At 71.5% G+C, this 23,420-nt stretch carries 20 protein-coding genes; 10 read left to right on the top strand and 10 right to left on the bottom strand.

Annotation, left to right across the window (positions count from 1 at the left end; genetic code table 11):
• Nucleotides 1-187: 187 nt before the first annotated feature.
• Both purH and purN read right to left on the bottom strand, forming a co-directional pair.
• Nucleotides 188-1,741, bottom strand: a complete 1,554-nt coding sequence (gene purH / locus ACFPCV_RS07565; RefSeq protein WP_378055322.1) for a bifunctional phosphoribosylaminoimidazolecarboxamide formyltransferase/IMP cyclohydrolase — start codon at nucleotides 1,739-1,741, stop codon at nucleotides 188-190.
• Nucleotides 1,738-2,346 carry a phosphoribosylglycinamide formyltransferase gene (gene purN, locus ACFPCV_RS07560; RefSeq protein ID WP_378055321.1) on the bottom strand — a complete coding sequence of 203 codons (609 nt, stop codon included), beginning with the start codon at nucleotides 2,344-2,346 and terminating at the stop codon, nucleotides 1,738-1,740. Before purN ends, purH begins: the two co-directional genes overlap by 4 nt.
• A 274-nt stretch (nucleotides 2,347-2,620) precedes the next feature.
• Between purN and ACFPCV_RS07555 the strand changes: the two genes are divergently transcribed.
• Nucleotides 2,621-3,424 (top strand): phosphotransferase family protein, encoded by an 804-nt coding sequence (locus ACFPCV_RS07555; RefSeq protein ID WP_378055320.1) that lies wholly within the window; start codon nucleotides 2,621-2,623, stop codon nucleotides 3,422-3,424.
• A gap of 7 nt (nucleotides 3,425-3,431) precedes the next feature.
• Here ACFPCV_RS07555 and ACFPCV_RS07550 read toward each other — a convergent pair whose 3' ends face one another.
• The 5 genes from ACFPCV_RS07550 to ACFPCV_RS07530 all read right to left on the bottom strand — a co-directional run bounded on the left by ACFPCV_RS07550 (nucleotide 3,432) and on the right by ACFPCV_RS07530 (nucleotide 9,768).
• Nucleotides 3,432-4,790, bottom strand: coding sequence for a cell division protein PerM (locus ACFPCV_RS07550; RefSeq protein ID WP_378055319.1), 1,359 nt, complete (start codon nucleotides 4,788-4,790; stop codon nucleotides 3,432-3,434).
• A 134-nt stretch (nucleotides 4,791-4,924) separates the two neighbouring features.
• Nucleotides 4,925-5,614 carry a DUF5336 domain-containing protein gene (locus tag ACFPCV_RS07545; RefSeq protein ID WP_378055318.1) on the bottom strand — a complete coding sequence of 230 codons (690 nt, stop codon included), beginning with the start codon at nucleotides 5,612-5,614 and terminating at the stop codon, nucleotides 4,925-4,927.
• A 166-nt stretch (nucleotides 5,615-5,780) separates the two neighbouring features.
• Entirely contained in the window at nucleotides 5,781-6,683 is a 903-nt protein-coding gene (gene sucD, locus ACFPCV_RS07540; protein ID WP_378055317.1) for a succinate--CoA ligase subunit alpha, read from the bottom strand.
• Nucleotides 6,684-6,690: 7 nt separating this feature from the next.
• Nucleotides 6,691-7,869, bottom strand: coding sequence for an ADP-forming succinate--CoA ligase subunit beta (sucC, locus tag ACFPCV_RS07535; RefSeq protein WP_378055316.1), 1,179 nt, complete (start codon nucleotides 7,867-7,869; stop codon nucleotides 6,691-6,693).
• Between the two features lie 102 nt (nucleotides 7,870-7,971).
• Nucleotides 7,972-9,768 (bottom strand): hypothetical protein, encoded by a 1,797-nt coding sequence (locus ACFPCV_RS07530; RefSeq protein WP_378055315.1) that lies wholly within the window; start codon nucleotides 9,766-9,768, stop codon nucleotides 7,972-7,974.
• Between the two features lie 761 nt (nucleotides 9,769-10,529).
• Between ACFPCV_RS07530 and ACFPCV_RS07525 the strand changes: the two genes are divergently transcribed.
• Nucleotides 10,530-11,348, top strand: coding sequence for a M23 family metallopeptidase (locus tag ACFPCV_RS07525; RefSeq protein WP_378055314.1), 819 nt, complete (start codon nucleotides 10,530-10,532; stop codon nucleotides 11,346-11,348).
• A 79-nt stretch (nucleotides 11,349-11,427) separates the two neighbouring features.
• On the opposite strand, the gene ACFPCV_RS07520 is transcribed toward ACFPCV_RS07525, so the two are convergent.
• Both ACFPCV_RS07520 and pcrA read right to left on the bottom strand, forming a co-directional pair.
• Entirely contained in the window at nucleotides 11,428-11,694 is a 267-nt protein-coding gene (locus tag ACFPCV_RS07520; protein ID WP_378055313.1) for a hypothetical protein, read from the bottom strand.
• A 106-nt stretch (nucleotides 11,695-11,800) separates the two neighbouring features.
• Nucleotides 11,801-14,173: a DNA helicase PcrA gene (gene pcrA, locus ACFPCV_RS07515; RefSeq protein WP_378055312.1), complete on the bottom strand. Its 2,373-nt coding sequence runs from the start codon at nucleotides 14,171-14,173 to the stop codon at nucleotides 11,801-11,803.
• Between the two features lie 245 nt (nucleotides 14,174-14,418).
• Between pcrA and ACFPCV_RS07510 the strand changes: the two genes are divergently transcribed.
• The 8 genes from ACFPCV_RS07510 (at nucleotide 14,419) to ACFPCV_RS07475 (ending at nucleotide 22,459) form a co-directional block, all read left to right on the top strand.
• Nucleotides 14,419-14,724, top strand: coding sequence for a chorismate mutase (locus tag ACFPCV_RS07510; RefSeq protein WP_378055311.1), 306 nt, complete (start codon nucleotides 14,419-14,421; stop codon nucleotides 14,722-14,724).
• A gap of 62 nt (nucleotides 14,725-14,786) precedes the next feature.
• Nucleotides 14,787-15,095, top strand: a complete 309-nt coding sequence (locus ACFPCV_RS07505; RefSeq protein WP_378055310.1) for a hypothetical protein — start codon at nucleotides 14,787-14,789, stop codon at nucleotides 15,093-15,095.
• 99 nt (nucleotides 15,096-15,194) lie between these two features.
• On the top strand, nucleotides 15,195-15,911 hold the full coding sequence (locus tag ACFPCV_RS07500; RefSeq protein ID WP_378055309.1) for a PIG-L deacetylase family protein: 717 nt from the start codon (nucleotides 15,195-15,197) through the stop codon (nucleotides 15,909-15,911).
• A 137-nt stretch (nucleotides 15,912-16,048) separates the two neighbouring features.
• Complete coding sequence (locus tag ACFPCV_RS07495; RefSeq protein WP_378055308.1) at nucleotides 16,049-17,248, top strand: hypothetical protein; 1,200 nt, start codon at nucleotides 16,049-16,051, stop codon at nucleotides 17,246-17,248.
• A 282-nt stretch (nucleotides 17,249-17,530) separates the two neighbouring features.
• Nucleotides 17,531-18,217: a hypothetical protein gene (locus ACFPCV_RS07490; protein WP_378055307.1), complete on the top strand. Its 687-nt coding sequence runs from the start codon at nucleotides 17,531-17,533 to the stop codon at nucleotides 18,215-18,217.
• Nucleotides 18,218-18,420: 203 nt separating this feature from the next.
• A complete protein-coding gene (locus tag ACFPCV_RS07485) occupies nucleotides 18,421-19,785 on the top strand; it encodes a serine/threonine-protein kinase (RefSeq protein WP_378055306.1) in 1,365 nt (454 codons plus the stop codon).
• Nucleotides 19,786-19,810: 25 nt separating this feature from the next.
• Nucleotides 19,811-21,442: a serine/threonine-protein kinase gene (locus ACFPCV_RS07480; RefSeq protein ID WP_378055305.1), complete on the top strand. Its 1,632-nt coding sequence runs from the start codon at nucleotides 19,811-19,813 to the stop codon at nucleotides 21,440-21,442.
• Nucleotides 21,443-21,574: 132 nt separating this feature from the next.
• Nucleotides 21,575-22,459: a DMT family transporter gene (locus ACFPCV_RS07475; protein WP_378055304.1), complete on the top strand. Its 885-nt coding sequence runs from the start codon at nucleotides 21,575-21,577 to the stop codon at nucleotides 22,457-22,459.
• On the opposite strand, the gene ACFPCV_RS07470 is transcribed toward ACFPCV_RS07475, so the two are convergent.
• Nucleotides 22,446-23,189 carry a nitroreductase/quinone reductase family protein gene (locus ACFPCV_RS07470; protein WP_378055303.1) on the bottom strand — a complete coding sequence of 248 codons (744 nt, stop codon included), beginning with the start codon at nucleotides 23,187-23,189 and terminating at the stop codon, nucleotides 22,446-22,448. The two genes, ACFPCV_RS07475 and ACFPCV_RS07470, sit on opposite strands and share 14 nt — an antisense overlap.
• Nucleotides 23,190-23,420: the final 231 nt, after the last annotated feature.

The following is a 23,420-nucleotide window of genomic DNA, read 5'->3' as shown; positions in this document are numbered from 1 at the left end:
CACTACCAACGCCCTCAACGCGCCTTTCACGGCGGCTCACCCCGCGGGGCGCGCCGGGCGCTGCGCCGCCCACGCCCGCGAAGCGGGCGTGACCAGGAACAACGCAACGCACGGACAAGACACACCACGAAACGATCGGTGGATCCAGGCTCAGTGCCCTGAACGCGCCTTTCAGGGCAGTTCGTGCTCAGTGGGCGAAGTGGCGGGTTCCCGTCAGGTACACCGGGACGCCGGCCGTCTCCGCCGCCGCGATCACCTCGGCGTCGCGGACCGAGCCGCCCGGCTGGACGATCGCGGCGATCCCGGCGTCCATGAGCAGTTGCGGGCCGTCCGGGAACGGGAAGAACGCGTCGGACGCCGCCACCGAGCCGCGCGCCCGGTCACCGGCGCGCGACACCGCCAGCTTCGCCGCGTCCACGCGGTTGACCTGGCCCATGCCGACGCCGACGGTCGCGCCGCCCGCTGCCAGGACGATCGCGTTCGACTTGACCGCGCGGCACGTGCGCCACGCGAACGCCAGGTCGGCGAGGGTCTCGTCGTCCACCGGGGCGCCCGTGGCCAGCGTCCACTTCGCCGGGTCGTCACCCGGGGCGTCGATGATGTCCGACTGCTGCATCAGCAGCCCGCCGGACACCGCGCGGATCTCCGGACCGCCGCGCGCGGGCGGGGCCGCCACCAGGATCCGGATGTTCTTCTTGCGCATCAACACGTCCACGGCCCCGTCCGCGTACGACGGTGCCACGATGACCTCGGTGAACACCTCCGCGACCTGCTCGGCCATCTCGACCGACACCTCGCGGTTCGCGGCGATCACGCCGCCGTAGGCCGACACCGGGTCGCACGCGTGCGCCTTGCGGTGCGCCTCCGCGAGATCCGCGGCGGACACCGCGATGCCGCACGGGTTGTTGTGCTTGACGATCGCGACGCACGGCTGCTCGTGGTCGTACGCCGCGCGCCACGCGGCGTCCGAGTCGAGGTAGTTGTTGTACGACATCTCCTTGCCGTGCAACTGTTCCGCGGTCGCGAGCCCCGGCTTGCCGGACGTGTACAGCGCCGCCTTCTGGTGCGGGTTCTCGCCGTAGCGCAGCACGCTGCGCCGCTCCCAGCTCGCACCGGCCCAGCTCGGGAAGGCGTCATCGGAAGGTGCCAGCACCGACCCCATCCACGACGCCACCGCGATGTCGTAGGTCGCCGTGTGCCGGTACGCGTCCGCCGCGAGGCCCTGCCGGTCCGCGAGCGTGAACCCGCCGGACCGCACCGACTCCAGCACCCAGTCGTACCGGGTGGGGTCCACGACGACCGCGACGCTCGCGTGGTTCTTCGCCGCGGCGCGGACCATCGCCGGGCCACCGATGTCGATCTGCTCGACGCATTCGTCCGGCGACGCGCCCGACGCGACGGTCCGCGCGAACGGGTACAGGTTCACCACCAGCAGGTCGAACGGCTCGATGCCAAGGTCCGACAGCTGCTCGGCGTGCGATGGCAGCCGCATGTCGGCCAGCAGACCGGCGTGCACGCGGGGGTGCAGCGTCTTCACCCGCCCGTCGAGCGACTCCGGGAACCCGGTCACCTGCTCGACCGGCGTCACCGGCACCCCGGCGTCCGCGATCACGCGGGCCGTGCCGCCGGTCGACACGATCTGCACGCCGTTCGCGTGCAGGCCCGTCGCCAGCTCCAGCAGACCCGCCTTGTCCGAAACCCCGATGAGGGCCCGGCGAACCGGGCGCCGCTCGTCAGTCACGGGATGCTCACCTTTCGTCCGTGCACCGTGTAACCCTGCCGGGTCAGCAATGCGATCACGTCGACCAGCAGCCGACGCTCGACAACCTTGATGCGCTCGTGCAGCGCGCCGACGTCCTCGCCCGGCGGCACCTCCACCGCCGCCTGCGCCACGATCGGCCCGGTGTCCACGCCGGCATCGACGAGGTGCACCGTGGCGCCGGTCACCCGCACGCCGTAGGAGACCGCGTCGGCCACCGCGTGCGCGCCGGGGAACGCGGGCAGGAGCGCGGGATGCGTGTTGATCACGCGGCCACCGAACGTGTCGAGGAACTCGGGACCGAGGATCTTCATGAACCCGGCCGACACGACCAGGTCCGGCTCGTACGCCGCGACCGCCTTGGTCAGCTCACGGTCCCACGCGGCCCGGTCCGGGTGGTCCTTGAGCCGCACCACGAAGCCCGGCACGCCCGCGCGCTCGGCGCGGGCGAGACCTTCGATGCCCGGCCGGTCGGCGCCCACCGCGACCACGCGCACGGGAAGGTCGGCGGCGTCGAGCACGGCCTGCAGGAGGGTGCCGGAACCGGAGACCAGTACGACGAGCCGCGCGGGCACGTCCGGTCTCACCGGGATGGGCTCGCTCAGCGGTGGCTCCTAGGGCGTCGTGTCTGGCGGATCACGGTCGATGCGATTCGTGATCCAGGCGGTTCCTGGCAAGGCGCAGCGACGGCCTCGTACCGGGTTGCACCCGCCGTCGCGACAACGCGGCCAGGGACGCCTTGGCGCGCATCGCGCGGCCGTGGTCCGTCGGACACGCCCTGCATAGTCGCAGCTTAGGCAACCAGTGATCCCCGCAATGAACCGGTCGCCCGGCACGTTCGGGTCACACTATGTTCCAGTGGTGCACATCACCGAGCGGGTACCCGGCGAGCCGCTGATCCGCAAGCGGTACGCCGAGGGGTGGCGGTGGAAGCAGGCCAAGGAGGTTCACGTCTACTCGCTGATGGCGGACGTGCCCGGCGTGCCGTCGGTGGTGTCGGTCGACGCCGAGGACGGTGTCACCGTGATGACCCTGGTGCCGGGGTCCCCGCTGTCGGACGCGCGGGTGCCGCCGGAGTGCCACCGCGACGTGTACCGCCAGATCGGCGCGCTCCTGCGGACGCTGCACCAGCTGGTGCAGCCGGAGTTCGGGTACGTGACCACCGAGATCGTCGACCCGGAGCAGCACAACACGGCCTACATGAGCAGGCGGTTCCTGGTGACCCTCGACCGCTTCCGCGAACTGGGCGGCGATCCGGCCACGCACCGGCTGGCGACCGAGCGGGTCGCGGAGCGGGCGGGGCTGTTCGGGCTGTGCTCGGAGGCGGTGCTGTGCCACAACGACCTGCACGAGGGGAACGTGCTCGTCGAACCGGACGGCGACGGGTGGCGGGTGAGCGGGTTCGTCGACGTGGAGAACGCGGTCGCCGCCGATCCGATGACGGACCTCGCGAAGACCGTGCAGTACGAGCTGTCGCGCTCGCCGGCCAAGTACGCGGGACTGCTGGAAGGGTACGGGCCGCTGCCGCGCAGCGGGCTCGCGCGGATCGAGCTGTACCGGCTCCACCACGCGCTGGAGCTGTGGAACTTCTTCCGCGACAACGGGACCACGGCCCCGCTGAACGACATCGCCTTCGACATCCGGCAGCTGGCCCAACTGCCCTGACCGGGCGTCAGTCGCGGGCCACCTCACCGGACTCCTCGACCGCGTCCCGAGGACCGGGCACCTCCGAGGGCTCCTCTTCTTCGGTGGCCTCGGTGGCCTCGGTCTCGTCGGCGGGTTCGGGTGCCGGTTCCTCCTCGGCGATCACCTGTCCCGGCTCGTCGTCGATCAGGCCCGGCAGGCGGCGCATCGCCGGGCGCGGGCCACCGAACCAGGTCGCCACCGCGGCGGGCACGGCGGTCCACAGCACCAGCGCGACCGACGACGCGGCCGCGTGCATGCTGACCGGGTCGAACGGGCCACGCCCCAGGTGCCCGCCCGCGCTGCCACCCAGCACCACGAACGTCACCGCGACGACCCCCGCGGCCACCGCGACCGCGCGCAGCCGCATCACCGGGTCCTCGTCGACGGACCGCAGCCGCCTGCCGATCAGCACCCCCACCGCGAGCGGCAACCCGAACAACAGGTGCCACCACGCGGCTTCCTGCTCGGGCAGCGCCGCGAACAGCGGCAACGCGGGCACCGGACCAGCGTCGAACCCGGCAGGCGACACCGTGACCGCGCCGATCGACACCCCCGGCCCGGCGAGGAACGAGGTGGCGGCGATCATCGCGTTCGGCAGGTAGCCGATCGACAGCAGCAGCACGCCGATCGCGTCGCCCGCACCGGCCGGGAACAGCTCGCGGGCCGCCGGGATCGACGCGAGCAGCCCGAACGTCAGCAGCGCCCCGCCCGCCGCGAGCAGCAGCACGACCGCGAGTGCCCCGGCACGCAGACCGGCGACGGCGGCCTCGTCGGCGCGGTGGACGATCGCGTCGAGCAGGCCGCAACGCCGCGCGACCCCGGCAAGAGCGGCCAGTCCGGACACCAGTGCCGGGTAGTACAGGGCCGACAGCGGGTCGGCGGTGACGTCACCCCGGGACATCAACCCGGCGATGATCATGCCCGTGATCCCGTGCGCGGCCGCGGTGACCGCGACCAGCTTGGCCGCCTGCCCTGGCCGGTGCAGGCCCAGCCGTGCCGCCGCGCCCGCCGCGGTGATCGCGGTGATCGCGACGACGCCGGCGGTCGGCAGCAACGGCAGCACACCCAGTTCGAGCCCGGAGATCCGCACCGGCACCTGGTGCGCGGCGAGCCAGCCCGGCAGCGCCGCGACGAGCACGCCCGTGGCCCCGAAGGTGGTGTTGGCTGCGGTCGTGACGACGAGGGCGAGCAGCGCGGCGACCACCAGGTAGCCCATGAGCAGCGGGCCGAGCGCGGCGAGGACGACGGCGCGGATCCTGGTCAGCGCGGGCGCCTCGGCCGACGTCTCTTCCGGCTCGTCGAGGGCCGGTCCCGGCTGCGCGGGTCCGTCGGGATCGGGCACCATGCCGCCACGGTCGCATGTGGACTCGGTGGTGCACGGCATGCCACGCCCGCTGCCACCGGATCAGGTGAATGCCCTGCACACAACGATGGGGTGGTCACCTTTCGGCGACCACCCCATCGAGGGAACTTGCAAGCTCAGCCCTGCTGCGGGTATCCACCCGGCGGGGTGCCCGGCTGCCCGGGCTGCTGCCCTGGCTGACCGAACTGACCCTGCTGCGGCGCGAACGTGGTCTGCTGCCCCGGCGGGGCGCCGAACTGACCCGGCTGACCCGGCTGCTGCGGCGGCGGGGCCGGGAACTGGCCGGAGGGCGGGAAACCGCCACCGGGCTGGCCGTAGGGGTTCGGCGCGGGCGTCTTCAGGACGCCGATGTCGAACAGGTACGCGGCGACCGCGCCGAGACCCTGCAGGATGCCGAAGATCATGATCAGGATGGTGCCGGTGCCCACGTCACCCTCGGACGAGAAGGTGAGGAACAGGATCGACAGCATGCCCGCGATCGAGAACGCGGCGGGCGCGATGCCCGGCTTCTTGTCGTCGCCGGGGAGGATCGCGGGCAGCGAGAACAACCCGCCGAGCAGGAACAGCGCGGGGATCGTCGACCCGATGGAGAAGAAGCCCGCGATGAGGCCGCCTCCCGAACCGTCGAACATGTCGGCGAAGCCCATGAAGAAGTTGATCACGCCGAGACCGAGGATCACCATGTGCAGGATCGTCGGCAGGCCGAGCTTCGTACCGCCACCGGGCGGAGGCCCGTAGGGACCGGGTTGGTGCTGCTGCGGCCCTTGGCCCGGGTAACCACCCGGAGCCCCGCCTGGGAAGGTCATCGCGTTGCTCTCCTCAGCTCAATTGACGCGATAGATGGACATACTCGTTCTCAGACCTTCCGACGGCCGGCGGTACGAAGCGGTTCCCCCGAGCACCAGACCATCGTGGGGCCGGACGCTACACCAGCGTCCGGCCCCACGGTCACATGACTGTCAGCCGGTCGGCTCAGGCGTTCGCGGCCACGAGCCGGCGCGCCAGATCAGCCGTCTCGGACGGCGTCTTGCCGACCTTCACACCGGCGGCCTCCAGCGCTTCCTTCTTCGCCTGCGCGGTACCGGACGAGCCGGACACGATCGCGCCCGCGTGCCCCATCGTCTTGCCCTCGGGAGCCGTGAAGCCCGCGACGTAGCCGACGACCGGCTTGGTGACGTGCTCGGCGATGTAGGCCGCGGCCCGCTCCTCCGCGTCGCCGCCGATCTCGCCGATCATGACGATGACCTCGGTCTGCGGGTCGGCCTCGAACGCGGCGAGCGCGTCGATGTGCGTGGTGCCGATGATCGGGTCACCGCCGATGCCCACGGCCGTCGAGAAACCGATGTCGGACAGCTCGTACATCATCTGGTAGGTCAGCGTGCCGGACTTCGACACCAGGCCGATGCGGCCGGGACCGGTGATGTCGGCGGGGATGATGCCCGCGTTCGACTTGCCGGGGCTGATCACGCCGGGGCAGTTCGGGCCGACGATCCGGGTCTTGTTGCCGGTGGCACAGGCGTGCGCCCAGAACGCGGCGGTGTCGTGCACCGGGATGCCCTCGGTGATCACGACGGCGAGCGGGATGCCGGCGTCGATGGCCTCGACGACCGCGTCCTTGGCGAACTTCGGCGGCACGAACAGGACCGACACGTCCGCGCCGGTCTCGGCCATGGCCTCGCTGACCGAGCCGAACACCGGCAGGGTCAGGCCGTCCCTGACGTCGGAGAAGTCGGCCTTCTGGCCCGCCTTGCGCGCGTTGACACCGCCGACGACGTTGGCACCGGAGGCGAGCATGCGGCGCGTGTGCTTGGTGCCCTCGGCGCCGGTCATGCCCTGGACGATGATCTTGCTGTCCTCGTTCAGAAAGATAGCCATGTCTGGCTCAGGCCCCCTTCGAGGCAAGCTCGGCGGCCTTGCGTGCCGCGTTGTCCATGGTGTCGACCTGCTCGAGGCCGGTCAGGGCGGCCTCGGTCAGGATGCGGCGGCCCTCCTCGGCGTTGTTGCCGTCCAGGCGCACCACGATCGGCTTGTTGACGGGCTCGCCGCGCGACTCCAGCAGCTGGAACGCCTGCACGACACCGTTGGCGACCGCGTCGCACGCGGTGATGCCGCCGAACACGTTGACGAAGACCGACTTCACGTCGTTGTCGCCCAGGATGATCTCCAGGCCGTTGGCCATGACCTCCGCGGACGCGCCACCGCCGATGTCGAGGAAGTTGGCCGGCTTCATGCCGCCGAACTCCTCACCGGCGTAGGCGACGACGTCGAGGGTCGACATGACGAGGCCCGCGCCGTTGCCGATGATGCCGACCTGGCCGTCGAGCTTGACGTAGTTGAGGTCCTTGGCCTTGGCCGCCGCCTCGAGCGGGTCCTCGGCGGCGACGTCGACGAGGTCGGCGTGGCCGGGGTGGCGGAAGGACGCGTTCTCGTCGAGCGTGACCTTGCCGTCCAGAGCGATGATCTTGTCCTGCGGGTCGCGGACCAGCGGGTTCACCTCGACGAGCGTGGCGTCCTCGCTGACGAAGGTCTCCCACAGCTTGACGACGACCTCGGCGGCCTGGTCGACGATGGCCTCGGGGAACTTGCCCGCGGTCAGGATCTCCTTGGCCTTGGCCAGGTCCACGCCCTTGATGGCGTCGACCGGCACCTTCGCGAGCGCGTCTGGCCGCTCGACGGCCAGCTGCTCGATGTCCACGCCGCCCTCCGCGGACGCCATGGCGAGGAAGGTGCGGTTGGCGCGGTCCAGCAGGAAGGAGAAGTAGTACTCCTCCGCGATGTCGGACGCGGGCGCGACCAGGACACGGCGCACGAGGTGGCCCTTGATGTCCAGGCCCAGGATCGCCTCGGCCTTGACCTTGGTGTCCTCGGGGTCGTCGGCGAGCTTGACACCGCCCGCCTTGCCCCGGCCCCCGGTCTTCACCTGCGCCTTGACCACGACGCGCTGACCGAGGTCGGCGGCGATCCGGCCGGCCTCGTCGGGAGTGTCGGCGACGTCCCCTGGCAGAACCGGGACGCCGTGGGCCCCGAAGAGGTCCTTCGCCTGGTACTCGTACAGATCCACTACGACGGTCTCCTGTATCTACGGCTCGACTTGGGGGTTCGGCACGCAGAAGACCCTAGCGACCTGCGACTTAGGGTCGACGGGCGGCGTCCGTGAGGTCCCTCACTCGGTGCGGTCGGTCATGGCCGTGACCGCACCGGCGACGAGCGCGACCAGACAGGCGAGCGCCAACCAGGTGCCCTGTCCCGCCGACGCGTCCGCGACCCGGTCCCCGGTCATCGGCAGCTCCAGCAGGTGCACCCCGACGACGGCCGCGGCACCGAACAGCAACCCGGCCGCTCTGGCGGGCCGGGCGAAGGCGGCGACGGCGGCCGCCCCGGCCACCACCGCCAGCCCGGTGAGCAGCCCCCAGGAGGCGAGCCGGAACTCGGAGAAGATCCCCGGTGCGGTGAAGTCGGTGGCCACGATCATCGGCGCGGCGAAGGCGCCGACCGCGAAGAGGACAGCGGCACCGGCCGGGATGGCGACGCGGGTGTGCAGCTTCCGCTCGCTCACGTCGACGTCGTCCCGCTCCGCCCCACCCGCGACGGTGGCGGCGACCGCGGCGAACGCGGCGAGCACGATCGCGATGACCGCGAACCAGACACCGGCGCCGACGTGCACCTGCGCGGTGACCACCGGCATGTTGAACGCGGTGCCGGGCACGGTGGTCCCGGTGAACGCGGCGTCGAGGCTGGCGAGCCCGACCAGCGCGATGCCGCCGAGCGACACGACGAACGCGGGCCGCACGGCCCCCGCCCACCGCGTGAACAACGCGGCACCGAGCACGACGACGACGATCCCGGCCGGCACGAGCTGCCGGTTGGCGTAGCTGTCCGGCTGGTCCGCGCCCCCTTCGACGACGACCAGCGCCCCGATGGCGCCGAGGATCGCGGCGACCCCGGCGAGGACCCCGAGCACGCCGGTGACGAGGTGCAGCGGACTGGTCTCGAGCCGCAACTCGGCGGGGTCGCCGGCAGGCTCCCGGTCACCCCGGAGGACGAACATGATCGCGACCAGCACCCCGAGCGGCACCAGCGTCAGCAGCCCGCCACCGCGCTCGAAGTGCAGCCAATCGATGGCGGCGACGGAGAAGACCTGGGGCACCGCGAGCCAGGCGAGCGCGAGGAACAACCCGACGGCCATGCCGCGCGCGATGGGCGGCCGCGCGTTCCCCGCGGCGGCGACCCCACCGACGAGCAGCGTCAACGCGAGCAGGATCCCGCCGTACCGGACGAGTGCCGGGCTGTCGACGAGGTCGTTCCCGAGCAGGAAGGCGTTGTCGGACCGGAAGGGCGGAAAGAACAACCCGGCGATGCTGACGGTCGCGGCGGCCAGCGCCCACCCCATGGCCGCCCCCCGCGCGGAGACGGAGATGGTGCGGTCCAGGGCGGCGAAGTAGTCGGAGTCCGGATCGGCACCGGCCCGCCCGGCGGCGAGCAGCCCGGCCACCCCGGCCGCGACATGCCCGGCGAGCACCAGGTAGGCACCGGCGCTCGGGGTGAGCGGGGCGAGCGAGGTGGGCACGAGCACCTCGGGCCGAGCGGCCTGAAGCGCGTCCACGAGGAACTGCGCGTCGACGAGCAGCAACCCGGGCGCGAGCAACGCGGCACCGGTGAGCACCCCGGCGCCGACGAGCGCCCGCCCGGACAGCACGAAGAGAAGCGCTGCCACCGATGGTGCGACCGCGAGCACCACGAGAAGGAACCCGCTGCCGAAACCGGCGGCAGGCGAGTCGGCGACCAGTCCCCGGCTCACCCCGGCGACCGTCAACGCTGCACCGAGCACCGAAACAAGCAGGGCGATGCGTAGGCGAGCAGGCGAGGCGGCCCAGCCGAGCCGGTCGACCGCGCCGTCCTGTGATGTCCCACGCTCCCGGCCATCGGCCGAACCGAGCGTCGATGGAGTCCGCGCAGTCATTGTGTGAAGACGCTAGCAAGGTTGCCCGCACCGCACATGGCGCGCCCACCCTCCGGTCGGCGAACGACGCACCCCCGGCACCCGCCCACGACGGCCAGGTGTCGGCGGGCTGACCGGGGCCCTGCCCGCGTTGCTCGCCCGAGCCGAGTGCGGGCAGCCTGGGGATCGCCCGTAGTGGGTTGCGCACGCTGGTGCGGTCCGCCTTGGTCGGCCGCCCGGCGCCGGGCGGCCCTGCCGGGTGTCCCGGGCTCCCCGGGGTGGGAGCCGCGGCTGCCCGACCGGGCCGCTAGCGTTCCGGTTTGCCGGGCCTTTCGGATGGTTTTCCGGCGATCTCCCTGTCCGGCCGGCTCGCCTGATCGAGGACTCAAACCTTCTCGGCGGGTGGTCTCCGCCGTAGCTGGATTTGGTCACGGAAAGCCCTGCCGATTCCTCCCGCAGCGCTGCTCGGACGCCCGTTAAACAGTGCCGTGGGTCACACCGCTTATGTAACCTGCGGCTAACTTTGAGTCATTCGCCCTGGTTACCGACGGTTGGGCCGCCACCCGTTTGGCGGACTTGTTTTGCGGGAGTTGCCCTCAGTGGTGCCCCTTCGTTATCTTCCTGCGGTCCGTTGTCACGGTCCGGTCACGAATTGGACAGGACGGCAACCGCAAGGTTTCCGACCAACCGGGATCCCCCGCCCGGTGTCCACGCCGACAGCTCGGCCCCAACGAGCCAGGCGCAGGTCGAATCCGGACTCCCCGAAGACGGAAGGGCAGGCCTTGTCTCGACACCGCTCCCCCGGCGGCGACACACGGGAGTGCGCAGCGCTCGACGCTGCGTTGGCTGAACGCAACAGCGCTGCGCGGATCCGCTCCGCTCAGCACCGGATGAACCCGCCGTCGTCCGCGCTTCGCGGTCGCGTGGTGGTCGCCGCCGTCGCTGTTGGCGCGTTCGCCGCCGCCGCTGCTGGTCAGACACTCAAGGCCGGGCAGACCTCCTCCGACGACGTCACTCCGCTTGCCGACAGCAAGAACGCCTCCGCCCAGCTCGGCGGTGGCATCGGTGGCTCCTCATCCGCCGCCGCGCCAGAAGTCCTGACGGTGGCCAAGATGTCCACCGCCCCGGTCGAGGCGCAGAAGATCGCCTCCACCAACCAGATCGTCCAGGCCCGTGTCGCCGCCGCGGCGGCGGCCAGGGCCGAGGCGGAGCGACCCAAGTTCGCCCTGCCCGCGGAGGGGCGTTTCACCTCCGGTTTCGGCGCCCGCTGGGGCGGCAGTCACCTCGGCATCGACATCGCCAACAGCATCGGCACGCCGATCTACGCGGCCGCCGACGGTGTGGTCATCGAGGCGGGCACGGCCAGCGGCTTCGGCCTCTGGGTCCGCATCCAGCACGACGACGGCACGATCACCGTCTACGGCCACATGCAGGACTACTCCGTCAGCGAGGGCGACCGGGTCAAGGCAGGCGAGCAGATCGCCCGCATCGGCAACCGTGGCCAGTCCACCGGCCCCCACCTCCACTTCGAGGTCTGGGACGAGGGCACCCGCAAGATCAACCCGCGGACGTGGCTCCTCGACCACGGCATCGTCCTCTGATCCACCCCCTCGCACGACCCTGACAACGTGCTGCGCCGCCGTGTGCGCGCGGACGGTGCGCCACCGCTGCGCCAGCCACTCAGCCGCGGCGGACGAAGAACGCGTTGGCGACCCGCCAGACGTTGCACATGCCGCCCCTGTGACGGCGCGCCTGGGCGCAGCCCTCGCAGCCGCCTCGACGCCCCTCGGGCCGGTGGAGGTCGAGCAGCGCCCGCCACGCGGCGACGAGCAGCCGCAGCTCCTCCGAGTGCTCAGCGCGCCGGTCGACCCCGTCCAGGTACCTGCCGATGTTCTCGGCGAGCACCCCGAACAGCACCTCGTCCACATCTAGGACCCCCTGCCTCACCAGGCGGGACCTGGGTGATCCCGCGTGGTGAGTAGTCAACCGGATGGCACCGACAGTTTCGCACACCCGTTCGACCATGAGAAGTGTGGATCACCCGAAAGTGGGATCAGAGCTTGTGGAGGGGCACGCTGCCGATCAGCATCAGGCGGACCGTGCCCGCGGTGCCGAAATCGATCGTGGCGGTCGCCCGCGGGCCGACGCCGTCCGTGGCCACCACGGTGCCAAGACCGTACTTGTCGTGCGTGACCCGGTCGCCGATGTCCAGCGACAGCGCGGGGGTGTCCTTCCAGCCCCTCGCCGGGCCGAACGACGGCGCGGCGGGCCCACCGGACCCACCACCGCCGAACGACCGGCGGCCCCAGCCCGTCGTCGGCGCGCTCGGCGCGGACCGCTCCGGCTGCAGCCGCCGCCAGTCGACGAGCTCCGCCGGGATCTCGTCGAGGAACCGGGACGGCGGGTTGGTCATCGGCTGGCCCCAGGCGGACCGCACGAGCGCGCGGGACAGGTACAGCTGCCGCTGCGCACGCGTGATGCCCACGTACGCGAGACGCCGCTCCTCAGCCAGCTCCGTCGGGTCGCCGAGCGCCCGCATGTGCGGGAACACGCCGTCCTCCCAGCCGGTGCAGAACACGACCGGGTACTCGAGGCCCTTCGCGGTGTGCAGCGTCATCAGTGTGACCACGCCGGTGGCCTCGCTGTCCTCGTCCGGGATCTGGTCCGCGTCGGCCACCAGCGACACCCGCTCCAGGAACGCGGCGAGCGACCCCGGCTCGACCAGGCCGTCGTCGGCGGCGGTGGCACCGTCGTCGTCCGGGACCTCCGGCGGCAGCTCGTGCGCGAACTCGCGGGCCACCGTGACCAGCTCGGTCAGGTTCTCCACCCGCGTCTCGTCCTGCGGGTCGTCGGAGGCCTCCAGCTCGGCGCGGTAGCCGGTGCGCTCCAGCACCGACTCCAGGATGTCGGCCGTCTCGTGCCCGTCGGTGACGAGCCCGCGCAGGTCGTCCAGCAGCTCGACGAACCCGGCGATCGCGTTGCGGGACCGGGGGTTGAGCATCGGCACCTTGTCGGCCACGGCGTCCCGGAGCGCGTCGTTGAACGAGATCCGCTGCTTGTCGGCGTGCGCGGACACGCAGGCCTCGGCACGGTCGCCGATGCCGCGCTTGGGCACGTTCAGTATCCGCCGCAGGCTGACCGCGTCCTCCGGGTTGGCGAGCACCCGCAGGTAGGCCAGCGCGTCGCGGACCTCCTTGCGCTCGTAGAACCGCACGCCGCCGACCACGCGGTAGGGCAGCCCCATGCGGACGAAGATCTCCTCGAACACGCGGGACTGGTTGTTGGTGCGGTAGAAGACGGCGATGTCGCTGTACTTGACGTCGCCGTCATCCATCAGCCGGTCGATCTCGCGCGCGACGAACGCGGCCTCGTCGTGGTCGTTGTCGGCGACGTAGCCGACGACCTTCTCGCCGTCGCCCAGCGCGGTCCACAGCCGCTTGTCGCGCCGGCCGGGGTTGCGCGAGATGACCGCGTTGGCCGCGGACAGGATCGTCTGCGTCGAGCGGTAGTTCTGCTCCAGCATGATCGTGGTGGCCTGCGGGTAGTCCCGCTCGAACTCCACGATGTTGCGGATGGTCGCGCCGCGGAACGCGTAGATCGACTGGTCCGCGTCGCCGACCACGCACAGCTCGCCGGGCTCCACGCCGTCGGACTCGGTGCCCACCAGCTCACGGACCAGCGTGTACTGCGCGTGGTTGGTGTCCTGGTACTCGTCGACGAGCACGTGCCGGAACCGGCGGCGGTAGTACTCGGCGACGGCGGGGAAGTTCTGCAGCAGCTCGACCGTGCGCATGATCAGGTCGTCGAAGTCGAACGCGTTGGCCAGCTCGAGGCGCCGCTGGTACTCGACGTAGACCTCGGCGGTGCGGCGCTCGAAGTCGTTGGCCGCCTTGTCCTTCGCGGCCTCCGGGCCGATCAGCTCGTTCTTCAGGTTCGAGATGGCGGAGCCGAGGCCGCGCGCGGTGTAGCGCTTCGGGTCGATGTCCAGGTCACGGGACACGAGCGTGATCAGCCTGCGCGTGTCGTCCGCGTCGTAGACCGAGAAGCTCGACTTCATGCCCAGTGTGGTGGCCTCGCGGCGCAGCACCCGCACGCACATGGAGTGGAACGTCGACACCCACATGGCGTTGGCGCGCCTGCCGACCAGCTCGGCCACGCGCTCGCGCATCTCGGCGGCGGCCTTGTTGGTGAACGTGATCGCCATGATCTGGCCGGGGTGGGTGTCCCGTTCGGCCAGCAGGTAGGCGATGCGTCTGGTCAGCACCCGCGTCTTGCCAGAGCCGGCACCCGCGACCACGAGCAGGGGGGAACCGGCGTGCCGAACGGCACGCTGCTGCTGGTCGTTGAGGCCGTCGAGCAGCTCCGCCCCCGCCTTGCGACGGGGCGGCGGGGACATCTGGGATGGCAATTCGAACAGAGTGCTCATTATGCGGGCTACGTTACCGGGGCGCACCGACATCCGGACGCGAGGCGGGGCCGGGTGGACAGGATCGACTCCGCGGTGCAGAATCGCCGTGTGCGCAACCGCAGCTTCGAGTTTTTCTACGGGATCCGGACTCCGGCTCCCGTGGTTGCCTAGCGCGCGAACAACCATCGAAGCCCCGGAGTCCTCGGACCCGGGGCTTTTTGCTCGGGGCCAAGGGGATCCGCCACATGAGCGAGGAACACGACATGCCCCCCACCTCCACCTCAGCGGACGACAAGCAGGCCGGCCAGGACGCCAACCAGGACACCGGCCAGGACATCGACGAGCTGCGCACGGAGATCGACTGGCTCGACGGCGAACTGCTGCGGCTGGTCAAACGCAGGATCGAGGTGTCGCAGCGGATCGGCGCCGCCAGGATGGCCGCGGGCGGCACCCGCATCGTGGTCAACCGCGAGATGGACGTGCTCGCCCGCTACCGGGAGCTGGGCCCGGAGGGCCGCAAGCTCGCGATGGCCCTGCTCGCGCTCGGCCGGGGACCGCTGGGCAGATAACCATTGCGAATCTCAGGGTTCCCACCGATCCGGCACGCACCGAACGCGGGCACACTGGTGGCATGGTCCTCAACCTGATCGCGATCCTCGTCGCCATCGCGGCGGTCCTGGCGGCCCTCGGGCACGCCGGGTACCTGGCGATGCTCAACTCCGCCGCCGCCAAGCGGGCGGGCGGTACCCCGATCGCGCAGTACGTCCGCAGCCGGTGGCCGGTCGCCGGGGTCACCACGGCTGGTGCGCTGCTCGCGTGGGCGCTCACCAACGGGTCCGGGTTCGCCGACGTGCTGGCGATCCTGCTCGCGGCCGGGTCGGGCGGCGTGGCCGTGAAGGCACTGCAGTCGACGCAGCAGCGGTACCGCACCGGCGAGTAGAACCTCGCAGGGCGTGCGCGCTTCACTCGACGGGGTGACACGTTGGGGACAGGCGCACCCGGCCCGTCATACCGACCGCAACCACTTACCCTGGCGAGGGTGAGTACCGCGAACGTTCGGTCGGCGCTGGTGGTCACCGCTCATCCCGACGACGTCGACTTCGGCGCCGCCGGCACGGTCGCGGTGTGGACGTCGGCCGGGATCGAGGTTTCCTACTGCGTATGCACGTCCGGCGAGGCCAGCGGTGACGGCTCGCCGGGCATGGCCGCGGTGCGGGAGGCCGAGCAGCGGGCCGCCGCCGCGCACGTCGGGGTCAGCGACCTCACCTTCCTCGGCTACCCCGACGGCGCCGTCACCCCGTCGATGGAACTACGCCGCGACATCGCCAGGGTGATCCGCCGCGTGCGCCCCGACCGGGTGCTCACCTGGTCGCCGGAGATCAACTGGGACTTCGTGCCCACCACGCACCCGGACCACCGCGCGGTCGGCGAGGCCACGTTCGCGGCCGTCTACCCGGACGCCCGCAACCCCTACGCCCACCGGTCCCTCCTCGACGAGGAGGGCCTCGAGCCGTGGACCGTGCGTGAGCTGTGGCTCGCCGACGGGCCACCACGCCTGCGCGACAAGGCCGTCGACATCACCGGCGCGTTCGACAGGAAGATGGCCGCGCTGCGTTCCCACTCGTCGCAGGCGGGCCCGGCCGGCGAGGCCATCGAGCAGGAGCTTCGGCAGTACCACGCGGCCACGGCGGAGCAGTTCGGGCTGGGTGAGGGACGGCTGGCGGAGTGCTTCCAGTTCGTCGACACGAGCGGTTAGTGATCGTTTCGTCGCATCGCGTCACGAGCCGGAGGGAGGGCAGTCACACAGTCATGACAAGCGGGGGCTGGCACAGCCAGGAGCAACGTCATGGGCGGCACCGTCGGGGCGCGACGGGGGCGGCGTGGACACCGACCGTGCGCCCGACCGACACCGGCCCGGCCCACGCGCGGCGCGACGGGGCGACCGTGTTCCGGCAGCCGTCGTGGCCTGGCAGCGAGGTGCTCGGCAACCGGCCGGGGTGGCCCACCCAGTTCCCACCACCGCCCGAGGTGCCCGTGGCCCGTACGGCGGCCGACCCGCCCGGGTGGGCCCGGTCGCGGCACCGTGGATCCGGCAGCAGGGTGCCCGCGTCGCGCGGTTCCGGGCGCGTCCGGGCCGACGACGCGCCACCGAGCTTCCTTCGCGAACCCATCGTCGCCCGTGACGTACCGGCCCAGGCGGCCGCGCCGGACCCGCTGGCCGACACCGTGCCGGTGGCCCCGCCCTCGCACGGCGCGCTCGACGCCGGCCCGCTGCCGGGCGCGGTGGTCCACGCGCTGCCCGAGACACCCGCGACCGGTCTGCGCAAGTTCGACCTCGGCACGGTGCCCGCGTCGGTCACGCCGCCGCGGAGCTGGCGCAAGGCCGCGTGGTTCGCCGTCGGCACGTCCGCGGCGGTCGTCCTCGGCCTGTCCGTCGCGACCAGCGAGCTGATGGGCCGCCCCGTCCAGGACAGCACGATGATCGACGCGCTCCCCGCCCTGCCGACCGGGCCGCTCACCCTCGCCCCGCTGCCCAACGAGGATCCGAGGTCCGACCCGCCGGAAAGCACGCCGCCCACCACGGCGCGCACCACCCCGGGCACCAGGACGACCACGTCGCCGACGCAGGGCAGCAGCCCGGCCAGGGACACGGTCGTCGGCAGCACCACCGGCGTGGAGTCGGTCGCGCCGACCGGGCCGTCGAGCGAGGGCCCGGCCGCAGCAGGCTCGCCGGCCACACCGAACAGGCCGGTGCGGCGGACCGTCGGTCCCGCCCCGGTGACCCCGACGGACCCGGCCGCGATGGGCGACCGCACGGAGGCGTACTTCCGGCTGGTCACGTCGGACCCGGTGGCCGCGCACGCGATGACCACCGGTGGCATGGCCAGCGAGGGCGCGAAGGGCATCGAGGCGCGCTACGGCGGCGTGCGGCGCGTCGAGGTCCAGGACATCACCATCGACCGCAACCAGGGGATCACCACGTCCCGGGTCAAGGTGGTCCACGAGGACGGCACGGAGACCGTCGAACAGCGGCAGCTCACCTTCACGTGGGGTGGCGACCCCAAGATCACCGACGACTCGGTTACACAGTGATCCGAGTCATACTCCATTCGAGTGAAGATCCCAGCGGCGAGCAACACCGTTCGGGTGATCCAGTCGAATTGACTGGCATCTGGACCGCCGACCGGAGTACCAGTGGCCCCTAACGCTACGCACGGAGGCCATCACACAGTGGACCGTCTGACGACCGGTCGGCGGCACGTACGCGCCGGCTCGGTGACCGTCACGGAGCTCCTCACAAGACAGCCGTCACCAGCGCGCTGCACGGACAGCTCCCCAGCAGAGCCGGACGACATCACCGACACGATCCCGGTGGTGACCCCGGCTTCGCATCGCCGACCGCCCGCACGGGGCGCCCAGTTCGCCAAGCTGGCGAGCATCGGGGTGGCGAGCGCGGTGCTGTGCGGTGCGGTCACGGTGTCGTCGATGATCGCCCAGCAGCGGCGCGAACACCCGCAGTCCTCGGCGAGACCGGCGCTCCAGATCACCGGTGACCAGGCACTTCTTCCGGACCGGATCGACCGGACGCTGCCGACCTCGAGCACCCCCGCACCACTGCCACCGCGGCTTCCGACCGCGGTGGAGGAGGCCACCGCCGCGCCACGCAGCTCCCCGGCCACGACGGCACCCGACGGCGAGGCCACCACCCCGGTGGACGGCACGACCGCGAGTGGTGGCACCGGTGCCACCGAGGCCGCCCCGGCGAGCGACCTGGAGCTGGTCCGCGCGTTCTACGAGAACCTGCCGGACGCACCGGCCACCGCCTTCCAGCTGCTCTCGCCCGACCTGCTGAACAGCGGCCTCGGCGAGTTCCTGCGGTCCTGGTCCCTCGTCGTCGCGATCGACTCGCTCGACGTGGTCCAGCGGGCCGACGGAGTGCTCGCCACCGTGCGCATGCGCCTGCTCGGCGGCGGGCACCTGCACATCCAGCAACTGCTCACGGTCGCGGAGAGTCCCCGCCGTATCGTCGGGGCACAGCTCCTGTCAGCGCAACGCAACTGAACCGGTAACCTGCGACCCCCTGCTCATACCGCCCGCAATACCAAGCATGCTCCGATGCGCACGATGTGGTCCCTGTTCGTGCGCGCAGAGTGAACGCCTAGCCTGGTGCGGGTTGGCGCACGCGGGGCCAGACAGCCGTTCCCAAAAAAATCCCGGAGTCGGCATGTACACCGATCACCTGCAGGTAGGGGGGACTCGGCGCAATGACCGATGAAGGTCGCCTGGTCGCCGGCCGTTACCGCCTGGTTCAACGCATCGGAACCGGTGCGATGGGCGTCGTGTGGACGGCGCACGACGAAAGACTGAACCGCACCGTCGCCGTCAAGAGGCTCCTGCTGTCCCCCGGCCTCCCGCCGGAGGAGCAGGCCGAGGCCGTCGCCAGGTGCATGCGCGAGGGCCGGATCGCCGCCCGTCTCCACCACCCGAACGCGATCTCGGTGTTCGACGTGGTCGACGAGGACGGCGCGCCCTGCCTGATCATGGAGTACCTGCCGTCGAAGTCCCTCGCGATGGTGATGGCCGAGCGTGGCCCGCTCCCGGCCCGCGAGGTGGCCAGGATCGGCGCCCAGTCGGCCGCCGCGCTGGCCGCGGCGCACGCGGCGGGCATCGTCCACCGCGACGTCAAGCCGGGGAACATCCTGCTCGGCGACGACGGCACCGTGAAGATCACCGACTTCGGCATCTCGCGCGCCAGCGACGACGTGACCGTCACCAAGACCGGCATGATCGCGGGCACTCCCGCGTACCTGGCGCCGGAGTCCGCGGTCGGCAACGACCCGACCCCCGCCTCGGACGTGTTCTCGCTCGGGTCGACGCTGTACGCGGCGGTCGAGGGCGAGCCGCCGTTCGGGCTGACGGAGAACACGCTGCAGCTGCTGCACGCGGTCGCCGCGGGCCGGATCAACCCGCCGCAGCTGGCCGGGCCGCTCACCGGTGTGCTGGTGGCGATGCTGGCGGCCGAGCCCGAGCAGCGGCCGTCGACGTCGCGGACCAGGGACCTGCTGCACGCGGTCGCCATGGGCGAGGTGCCGGACATCCCGCTGGCCGTGGCGGCAGGCACTCGTCAGACCGAGCTGATCGACGACTACGACGACTACGGGGACGGGTACTACGGCGACTCGGCCACCCAGATGGTCGGCACCGAGGACCGGACCCGGGCCGTGCGGTCGGCGCGGGTGGCGCCACCGCCGCCGCCGTCGAGGCGGTCCCGGACGCCGATCGTGGTGGGCGCCGGGCTGGCGCTGGTGGCCGTGATCGCGGCGGTCGCGTTCCTGATGTCCGGCCGGGACGACAACCAGACGCCGACCACCGACCCGAGCCAGACGAAGCAGACGCAGTCGACCGAGGTCGTGCCCACCTCCGAGCTGACCACGTCGTCGGTGCCGACGACGACGGAGAAGAAGCCGGCGCCGCCGCCCAAGAAGTCGACGACAACGACGACGACAACGACCACCACGACGACAACGACGACCACGACGACAACGACGACGACCACCACGGAGCCGACGACGACCACGTCACAGTCGACACCCGATGACCCACCTCCTCCCACTGGAGGAGCAGGTTGATGGTGCGGGTTCGGGGGGTCAGGCCATGACGTCCGAGGGTGCCGTCGTCGCGGGCCGCTACCAGCTGGGCCGCCAGATCGGCAGTGGTGCGATGGGCATCGTGTGGCAGGCGCACGACGAGCGGCTGCACCGCACGGTCGCGGTCAAGCAGCTCCTCCTGCAGCCAGGGCTCTCGGCCGCGCAGGCCGAGGAGGCCCGGCGAAGATGTATGCGGGAAGGGCGGATCGCGGCACGGCTGACGCATCCCAACGCCATCACGGTGTACGACGTCGCGGAACACGACGGCGACCCGTGGCTGATCATGGAGTACCTGCCGTCGAAGAGTCTCGCGGCGGTACTGACGGAAAAAGGCACGCTGCCGCCCACCGAGGTCGCGCGGATCGGCGCGCAGGTGGCGTCGGCGCTGGTCGCCGCCCACGCCGCCGGCATCGTGCACCGCGACATCAAACCGGCGAACGTGCTGCTCGGCGACGACGGCACGGTGAAGATCACCGACTTCGGCATCTCCCGCGCCACCGGTGACGTGACGGTCACCGCGACCGGGATGCTCGCCGGTACCCCCGCGTACCTGGCACCCGAGGTCGCGAAGGGCGAGGACCCGAAGCCCGCGGCGGACGTGTTCTCGCTCGGCTCGACCCTGTACACGGCCATCGAGGGCCACTCCCCGTTCGGACTGAGCGAGAACACCCTCGCGCTGCTGTACGCGGTGGCGGCCGGGAAGATCACCCCGCCCCGGCAGGCCGGCCCGCTGACCGCGCTGCTGATGCAGCTGCTGCGGGTCGAACCGTCGGAACGCCCGTCGCTGACCACGACCAGGGACAGCCTGCTCGCGGTGGCCGAAGGCAGGCAGGCGACGCTGCACGCCGCCGCCGCGCCGACCGACCGCATCGCGGGCAACCGGCTCCCGGCACGTCCGCCTGCAACGCCGCCGAGGTGGGCGACGCCGCCACCCCCGCCCGCCCAGATGCCCGCACAGATGCCTGCCCAGATGCCCGGCCAGATGCCCGCGCAGGACGGCACCAGGCTGGACGTCAACCCGTTCGCGGAGCCGGCGCCGAGCGGCCCGGTCATGCGCGAGCCGACGCCGACGCCCCCGCCACGGCCCGCGGCGAACCCCGGCGGCTCGCGAGTGCGGTCGATCGTGCTGACGGTGCTGGCGATCGTGGCGGCGGCGCTGGTCGGCATCCTGGTGGCGAGCCTGTTGTCGAGCGGTGGCAACGACGACAACTCCGGCGCGGCGCCCACGTCGGACACCACCACGGCGTCGGCCACCACGTCGGAAGCGGAGCAGACCGCAGGCGAACCGGCGCCGGAGGACTACGAGGCCGCGGTGCGGGACTACTACGGCCTGCTGCCGGACGACGTGAGCGCGGCGTGGGCGATGATGACGCCGAACGCGCACGAGAAGTCCGGCGGGGCGCGGGCGTACAAGAGGTTCTGGAACACCGTGGAGTCGCTGGACGTGGTGTCGGTGACCGCCTCGGGCGCCGTGGTCGAGGCCAAGCTCAAGTTCGTGACGAAGCAGGACAAGAAGACCACCGAGCGATATCGGCTGACGCTCGTCGAACAGGACGACGAGCTGAAGATCGACGACTACAAGTCCCTCGGCAAGAAGTCCCAAGACGACGACGAGGAAGACAACGAGGACGACGGCTGAGCCGTCGCCGCCCGCGTTGATGATCTTTCAGTTTTGCTTACGGGTCTGTGTGCTTCTATTTGCTTGTCCTACCGGTGGGTCCGGGGGCACCGTGGGTTCGTGATCCGTGGTGGTGGTGCGACGCTCGTTCGCATGGGGCTGTTGGCGTTGTTCTGGGGGTCGAGCTTCCTCTGGATCAAGATGGGGCTCGCCAGTTTCACGCCGGTGCAGATGACCTTCATCCGGCTCGTGCTCGGGGCGTCCGTCCTGGTCGCGCTCTGCTGGGGTGGGCGGCGCGGGCTGCCGCGGGACCGGCGGTTGTGGGGGCACCTCGCCGTCGCAGCGCTGATCGGGAACGCCATTCCCTTCACACTCTTCGGGGTCGGTCAGCAGACCGTCGACTCCGGGGTCGCCGGGGTGATCAACGCGACGACCCCGCTGTGGGTGCTGCTCATCGCGATCGTGCTGCGGTCCGAGCGGAACCTGTCCGCCACGAAGATCGGCGGGCTCGTGCTCGGGTTCCTCGGCACGCTGCTGATCTTCTCGCCGTGGGAGGCGGAGATCGCGGGCTGGGGCGCGTTGCTCATCCTCGTCGCCGCGGTCTGTTACGCGATCAGTTTCGCCTACATCGGACGGTTCGTGTCCGGGCGCGGGGTCGGGCCGATCGCGTTGTCCGCGTCGCAGATCCTCGCCGCCACCGGGCTGATGGCGCTCGCACTGCCCGTGGCGGGGTTCACGCCGATCCACCTGCGGTGGGACGCGGCCATCGCGGTCGTGGTGCTCGGGATCTTCGGGACCGGGTTCGCGTTCGCGCTCAACTACCGGCTCATCACCGACGAGGGGCCCACCAACGCGGCGACCGTCGGCTATCTGCTGCCGGTCGTGTCCGTCCTGCTGGGTGCGTTGTTCCTCGGCGAGGCTCTGACGCCGCACGTGCTCGTCGGCATGGCGGTCGTGCTCGGCGGGGTGGCGCTGACCAGGGTGCGGCGCAGGCGGATCCCGGCGCCGCCCCCGGTCGTCGCGGTCAGCCGACCTTAGGCCACGGCACGTCCGGCAACGCGTTCAGCAGCGGCACCAGCAGCGCCTCCTCGCGGTCGAGGTGTGCGGTCAGTTCCGCGTCCAGGCGGTCGAAGTCCGCCGGGGCGGGACCGTCCTGCGCGGCCAGCACCGACAGCTCACCACGCAGCCGCGCGACCTTCACGTGCTCGGCGCGCAGTTGCTCCAGCACCGGTCCCAGCTCGGGGAACCGCTGCTGCAGGAACGAGAACACGGCGTGGTCCTCGCCCATGTGGTGGCGTTCGAGGCCGACGCAGAACGCGAGGCAGTTGCTGCGCAGGTCGTCGGTGAACTCGACGGCCGCGCCAGAACGCAACGCGGCCAGCTCCTCGCGGAACCAGCCGTGCAACGCGACCAGCTCGTCGCCCGCGGCGCGGACCCGCACCACGTCCTGGTCCTCCGGGTGCAGCACGACGACCGGCAGCACCCGGCTGGTCTGCCGCTGGTAGTCGCCGTAGCCGGGGGCGGCGGCCAGCACCACGTCGAACAGGCGGTCGCGTTCCCCGGCGGCCGCGGGCACGGCGATCGCGGTCCGGCCGGCGTCGACGGTGACCCTCGGGTTGGCGACCAGGTTGTGGAACCAGGCCGGGTGCCGCGGCGCACCGGCGGCGGAGGCGACGACGAGCAACGCGTCACCGTCGGGCACCGCGCCGACCTCGACGGTGTGGGACCGGCCGCTGCGTGCGCCGGTCGTGGTCAGAGAAATGATCAAGGTCCTGCTTTCCTTCGTGGGTGGACGAAACGAGCGCATGCGTGTGCGCGGCGTCTCCCGATCGCCAGGAAGGACAGAGCTGTACGGGGAGAAGGAGATGACCGCGCGGGCGTCAGCGGTCAGGCGGCGCCGATGTTGTGGTTGGCCACGGACATCATCCCCTTGGAAACGTCGGGTGCTCGCCCACCCTCGCCCTTGTGCTGGCGAGGCCACGCGGCACCGGTCCATTGA

Origin of the sequence: Actinophytocola glycyrrhizae, from assembly GCF_042653545.1 — a bacterium.
Taxonomy (GTDB): Bacteria; Actinomycetota; Actinomycetes; order Mycobacteriales; family Pseudonocardiaceae; genus Actinophytocola; species Actinophytocola glycyrrhizae.
This window is presented reverse-complemented; position numbering and strand designations above follow the sequence as displayed.